The sequence below is a fragment of the Maribrevibacterium harenarium genome (assembly GCF_006385675.1).
In the GTDB taxonomy this organism is placed as follows: Bacteria; Pseudomonadota; Gammaproteobacteria; order Pseudomonadales; family Marinomonadaceae; genus Marinomonas; species Marinomonas harenarium.
Genome location: NZ_VFRR01000021.1, coordinates 57,110 through 63,176, shown reverse-complemented (window position 1 = coordinate 63,176; position 6,067 = coordinate 57,110). Strand labels below are relative to the sequence as shown.

Below are 6,067 nucleotides of genomic sequence, written 5' to 3'. Positions count from 1 at the left end.
GATGGTAGTGTGGGAGATCCCATGTGAGAGTAGGTCGTCGTCAAGCTTCAAACACAGAAGCCCTGATCGGAAACGGTCAGGGCTTTTTTGTGCTTGCTGAAAGCGAAATAGCAAAAGGGTCAGATCTCCAGAAAAACGGTGGTTGAGCTGGAAGCTGAAGTCTAGGGGGGCTGACCCTGATATGGATTGATCCCCTGTCACTCGCCATCAGGCTACTGTTCCTGGCTCCACAAGCAAGCTTGTAAGGTCGCTGCGGAACAGTGCCTGATGCCTCGCTCTTGGTAGGAGAAGGGGTCAGACCCCGCCAGAACTGTGGTGGTGTGCGATGCTGAGGCTATGAGGGGGTCTGACCCTGTAAGCCAAGTAGGCTCGTATGGTCGCTACCGATATGACGAGTGAAGGCTGCTAGGCTTTCCGGCTAGCTAGAAAGTCTTTAAAAACATGTCCGCTGCGTTTGATGGTGCGTTCCTGAGTTCGATAATCAACATAGATTAGTCCGAAGCGTTTGTTGTAACCTTCAGCCCATTCAAAATTGTCCATTAAGCTCCAGGCGAAGTATCCCCGAATATCCACCCCAGCGTTAATGGCAGCATCTACCGCCTGTAAGTGACTATTGATATAGCGAACTCTTTGATCATCGTCTACTGTGCCATCGACTAAACTATCGGCGCAAGCAGCACCATTTTCGGTGATAAAGAGTGGTGGCAAGGTGTACTGTTGGTTTAGCTCAACTAAGAGCTCCGTAAAAGCGTGAGGAGCGATTTCCCAGCCGATATCCGTGTATTCAGCTGGTTCAGAGTTTTTTACATCCTCAAAAATGCGCTCAGGATGAAAGCGATTATGATTGCAGGTGTAGTAGTTTAGGCCCAGAAAATCGATTGGTTGCGCAATGATCTCCAGATCCCCTTCAGCTATTACAGGAAGATAATCCGGCAGTACACGCCCCAGCAGCTTTGGGTAAGCTCCCGTTAAAAGGGGCGCGATAAAAAAGTGGTTATCCAGTGTGTCTCTTATAAGTGCCGCAAAGCGATCATCAGGGCTAGCACTCGCGGCATAGGTGCGGTTCATATTTAGCACAATCCCGGCTTGGCTATTAGGACAGTTACGTCTAATGATTGGCATAGCGAGTCCGTGTGCCAGTAGGATGTGGTGGGCGGCTTGTCGACCTAGACGGTGATTTTTATGTCCAGGAGCGTGGATGCCGTATTCATAGCCCAATATCGCTGCGCAGAAGGGTTCGTTAAAGGTTGCCCAGCTATCAACTAGATCTCCTAGTGCTTTGGTAATGACATCAACATATTCGGCAAAACGATAAGCGGTTTGACGGTTAACCCAGCCGCCTAAATCTTCTAAATACTGGGGTAGATCCCAATGGTACAGTGTGACAAAGGTGCGTATGCCTTTGGCTTTTAAGGCGGTTAGTAAGTTACGGTAAAACTGCACGCCCTTATCGTTGAGCGCTCCGTCCTTATCTAATACTCGAGGCCATGCAATTGATAGTCGGTAAGCGTCTACATTGAGTTGGCTAATGAGTTCGATATCATCTTGCCAGCGGTGGTAGTGGTCGCAGGCGATACTGCCATCATCGCCATTAAAGACCTTTCCTGGTGTCGCGCAAAACGTATCCCAAATACTTGGTAAGCGTCCGTCCTCTTGGTTCGCGCCTTCGATTTGGAACGACGCAGTCGCGACTCCGAAGGTAAAAGATGGGTCGAGTAATTTAGAGTCAGGGGGAAGCTTGATCATATTCATACCTAATTATTGAGCTAGCCCACAAGCTAAGAACAAATCCGATGTTGGTCAATATTCCATCGCGTACTTTAGCTTCATTCAAGATAATTAAGTTTGATTTAAGTGCTGTGATAGCGATAGGCGCTCAACGTTGGCCTTTTCTGTTGATAGGCTTTGAGTCGAGCGCGCAATTCAGCGGGCAGCTGTTCTATGGATTCTGAGAGAAAGTTATTTGCCAAATAGAAAGCAGCGTTGTGCTCTTCAGCAAAACAAAAACAGGTTTTATTAGCTAGTGCCTGACGAGTTTCATGCAGAAGGTAGCTACCATAGCCCTGTTGGCGAAACTCAGGATGGGTAACCATTCCGGTGAGTAGTTGCCCACTTTCAAACTGGCGTAGTCGATAGACGCAGATAATCTTGTCTTTGTGTGTTAGCAGCCAAATTGGATCGGCTTTATTAGGTTTTCCACTAGGGTAATGCTCTCGATAAAAGGCTTTTACTAAAGAGTGGTGGTGTCGTTTCATCGGATGAGCCTTGAGTAGATAGGTATCATCACAGGGTTGCGGTATTATGGTGCTAGTCTCTTTCTTCATGGTTATTTTTATGCGAGTCATCGGGTTATATATCATCTTCTTGCTGTTGGCGACGGGCGCCCAGGCAGGCATGCCTATTCCAGCAGCGGGGCAGACATTTAGCGATTATCAGCAACAGGTTAAAGGATACCTGCAGAGTAACAAGCAATGGCTTGATATTGCTAATAAACAGCGTGAAATAGAGGCAGTGTTACCGTTTGAGATTGCCTCTAGGTGTGATGCACAGGAGTCCACCGGGGTTTTATTATTTCATGGCTTATCTGATTCTCCTTACACGCTGAGAGATGTGGCAACCAATCTAGCCAACGCTTGCCTACATGTGCGGGTGATGCTGTTACCTGGCCACGGCACAGCCGCAACGGATTTGCTGACGGTAACCCGTGATGATTGGCGGCAGCTGGCACAGGCTGCGGCGCGACAATTCGCGATGGAAGTGGACAGCTTTTTTGTTGGCGGGTTTTCCACTGGAGGCGCCTTAGCCACCGAGCTTGCGCTAGCTATGAAGGCCAATCAAGGTCAACAGTTACGAGGTGTCATTCTATTTTCGCCATTGTTCAAAATTAACTCTTCGATAGATTGGATTTCACCTTACCTTGCTCCTTTTATTGATTGGCTTGATCACTATCCTGATGATGATTTTGCGAAATATGCTTCTATTCCGGTGCCAGCTATTGCTCAAGCTTACCGATTAGCGAAAGAGGTTTCTGCCCAAGTATCGACCGAATCAATGGTATTGCCGGTGTGGGTGGCCGCTTCGCAAGAAGATGCGACTGTAGATACGAAAGCTACTTTGTCATTATTCAAGGAGTATATGGCTGCTCAAAAGCAGAGTCGTATGGTGCTGTATCGTTATCAGCAAGATCTTCCGCCTGAGCCAGACGTGACCGAGAGAACGGCAAGTTGGCCTCAAGACCGTGTGTTAGGGATGTCTCACATCGGGCTACACATAGCGCCAGTAAATCCCTATTACGGGCAGCAAGGTGATTACCGAGCTTGTGGTTGGTACTTCTCTGAGCCTGAAAAATACGCAGAATGTCGCTCAGATCCACAAAACTGGTTCGGTGAAAAAGGTGACTGGTTGCAGCAAGCCGCACCTGCACCGGGGCGGGTGAGTTGGAATCCTGACTATGCCTGGTTGATGGGGGATTTAACGGCTTGGATACAGCAAGTGATGGTCACTAAGTAGGGGATGGTCATGCGAGATTTATTGGTGCTACTTGGGGATGGCAAGTTTCATTCCGGCGAAGAGCTAGGGGAATGTCTTGGTATGACGCGGGCGGCAGTATGGAAACGTCTTAAAAAGTTAGAAGAAAAGGGCGTACGGATACACTCCGTAAAAGGAAAGGGCTACCGTATACCTGATCCGATTACTTTACTGAACGAACATAAGATTCGAAGCTACGGTATTAGCCCACACATCGATATTGCTATTCCATTCGAGGTTGATTCTACCAATGATCGATTAAAGCAGCGTATCAACGACAAAAAGCCGTTGCCAGCTTTGGTAGTCACCGAGCGTCAAACAAACGGCAAAGGGCGGCGTGGGCGAGTCTGGGAAAGTGGCGTTGCTAGGAACATTACTTTGTCCTTTGGTTGGCAATTTCAGGTTTCTCCTGTGGCTCTGGAAGGTTTGAGCCTTGCGGTTGGGGTTTGTGTCGCAAGGGTGCTGCAGCGTTTAGGAATTCAGGATCCAGGGTTAAAGTGGCCTAATGATTTGTTGCTAGATGGGAAAAAGGTCTGTGGCGTATTGGTTGAAATGGTCGCCGACCAAGATGCTTGTAATATCATCATAGGTATAGGGTTGAACTTATCCATGGCTCCCGAGTTTATGCAATCCGTACACCAGCCGTGGACGGATCTGGCTTCTCGGTTGGCTGTCTTGCCGGATCGTAATGAAGTTATAGCCCTATTAACTCTAGAGTTAATTGAAATGTGTCGGCTGTTTGAGAAAGGCGATGGTATGGCATCTTATCGATCACAATGGCAACAGTTCGATATCTTAATAGATCAATCGGTCACCGTAACATCAGCAGAGCGTCATCAATATGGCACAGCTCGCGGAATTGATGTAAGAGGTGGTCTCGTATTAGAGCTAGAGGATGGGCAGTTAGTTACCTTGCATGGTGGAGAAATCAGTGTGCGTAAACAATAACGTCTTAGTTGTGGATGCGGGTAATACTAGCATTAAGTGGAGCTTATTTAATGGGGACGGTGAAGTGCTAGAGCATATTCAAAGTGCGACGCCGCCCGCTTTTGAAGGGGTGTCGTCTATTTTCTTCGCAAGTGTCAAAGGTGATCAAATTGATAGCCACTTATGTGCGGAAATACAACACCACTTTCCAGAAGCGCATTTAGTCAAACTAGCTGCAACGCAAGTTCCTGGTGTCATGAAGAATGGTTATCTTCATCCAGAGCGCTTGGGAGTAGATCGTTGGTTGGGGATAGTCGCGTGTCACTTTCTCTACCCCGGCAATACCATGTTGATTGACGCGGGGACAGCGTTAAAAATAGATTTCGTGACTGAAAACGGAGTATACCTAGGGGGATATATTTCCCCTGGGCTGGCCATGATGCGCCAATCCCTAGTGGCTGGGACAGGGCGCATTCGCTTTGAAGATCATGAAATGGGCCTTTGTAAGGGGATACCGAATACCACAGCGTTGGCGGTGCAATATGGTGTCAGTGAAATGTTGCTAGGTATGGTGGAGCGTCAGTGTCGACAACACCCGGAATGCCGGATTGTCATGACTGGTGGCGATGCACCTTGGTTAAAAGATTTGCTTGGACTAGATGCGATATACGATGAATCTCTAGTAGCAAAAGGGGGATGGTATTTGGGTAGGTACATGACTAGAGGTTGCCCATGAAGTGGTTATTTGCGGTGCTACTAATTTTAAATGCCGGTTTCTTTGCTTGGCATAGCTATCGTCCAGTGCATGTCTCCACGATGGCGTTGTCCTACGCGCCGCCAGTGAGTACTCCGGTTTACTTGCTCGGCGAAGAGGCTCCTTTGCTAGAGGTGGCGACTTCGGAGGAGCTGCCGGTGATGCCTGCAGAGCCAATTTTAGCTATTCCAGAAGACAGTATTGCCAGCAATGCAACGGTCACACCGGAAGCGTCTTCACAGGCGTTGCTTTGCCCTCTGGTGGAGTTTGAGCGGATAGGAGAGAAAGATGCCTTTTTGGATTTACTTCAGCGCCAAAATATCGCTGCTGTAGTCTCGGAGGGGCGTGCCCAGCGCGAGAAGTTCTGGCTATATATTCCTGCCCAGGCCAATGCGGACGCCGCAAAAGAAGTGCTAGCACAGTTGCGTCTGAAAAAAATAGACAGCTATCTCATTGCCCGTGGAGAGATGAAGAACCGGATATCTCTAGGATTATTTTCCTCACTAGAAAGGGCGATACAGGCCCAAGCCAAGGTGGAAGCGCAAACTGGCTATGGAGCACAAATATATCAGCATCAGCGAGATGTTGGGATTTATCAGGTTGCCTTAGAGAATCCGATACTTGAAACTAGCTGGCAAACCCTGATCGAACAGGTCGATATCTCGAAGTGGTTAATAAAGATAGAAAAAAATCCTTGTTAGCTATTGCAATCGCAAAAGCGATTCATATAATGGCTCCCACCTTTTGGGGCGCAACCAAAATTGCGTGATTTGTGGAGGGGTTCCCGAGTGGCCAAAGGGAGCAGATTGTAAATCTGCCACGAAAGTTTCGGTGGTTCGAATCCACCTCCCTCCACCA

The 6,067-nt window shown here is 48.2% G+C and carries 6 protein-coding genes and 1 tRNA gene; 5 read left to right on the top strand and 2 right to left on the bottom strand.

Annotated elements, in window-relative coordinates:
* Window positions 1-405: 405 nt before the first annotated feature.
* Complete coding sequence (locus FJM67_RS11200; RefSeq protein ID WP_219845961.1) at window positions 406-1,746, bottom strand: GH1 family beta-glucosidase; 1,341 nt, start codon at window positions 1,744-1,746, stop codon at window positions 406-408.
* 104 nt (window positions 1,747-1,850) lie between these two features.
* Complete coding sequence (locus tag FJM67_RS11195; protein ID WP_140589328.1) at window positions 1,851-2,255, bottom strand: GNAT family N-acetyltransferase; 405 nt, start codon at window positions 2,253-2,255, stop codon at window positions 1,851-1,853.
* Between the two features lie 46 nt (window positions 2,256-2,301).
* Here FJM67_RS11195 and FJM67_RS11190 point away from each other — a divergent pair, with 46 nt between their 5' ends.
* The 5 genes from FJM67_RS11190 to FJM67_RS11170 all read left to right on the top strand — a co-directional run bounded on the left by FJM67_RS11190 (window position 2,302) and on the right by FJM67_RS11170 (window position 6,067).
* A complete protein-coding gene (locus FJM67_RS11190; protein ID WP_140589327.1) occupies window positions 2,302-3,510 on the top strand; it encodes an alpha/beta hydrolase in 1,209 nt (402 codons plus the stop codon).
* Window positions 3,511-3,519: 9 nt separating this feature from the next.
* The gene (locus FJM67_RS11185; RefSeq protein ID WP_140589325.1) at window positions 3,520-4,476 is read left to right on the top strand and encodes a biotin--[acetyl-CoA-carboxylase] ligase; all 957 of its coding nucleotides are present in this window, start codon (window positions 3,520-3,522) and stop codon (window positions 4,474-4,476) included.
* Window positions 4,460-5,191, top strand: coding sequence for a type III pantothenate kinase (locus FJM67_RS11180; RefSeq protein WP_181161481.1), 732 nt, complete (start codon window positions 4,460-4,462; stop codon window positions 5,189-5,191). The genes FJM67_RS11185 and FJM67_RS11180 overlap by 17 nt, the downstream gene beginning before the upstream one ends.
* On the top strand, window positions 5,188-5,910 hold the full coding sequence (locus FJM67_RS11175) for an SPOR domain-containing protein (RefSeq protein WP_140589322.1): 723 nt from the start codon (window positions 5,188-5,190) through the stop codon (window positions 5,908-5,910). Before FJM67_RS11180 ends, FJM67_RS11175 begins: the two co-directional genes overlap by 4 nt.
* A 73-nt stretch (window positions 5,911-5,983) precedes the next feature.
* A tRNA-Tyr gene (locus FJM67_RS11170) sits at window positions 5,984-6,067 on the top strand.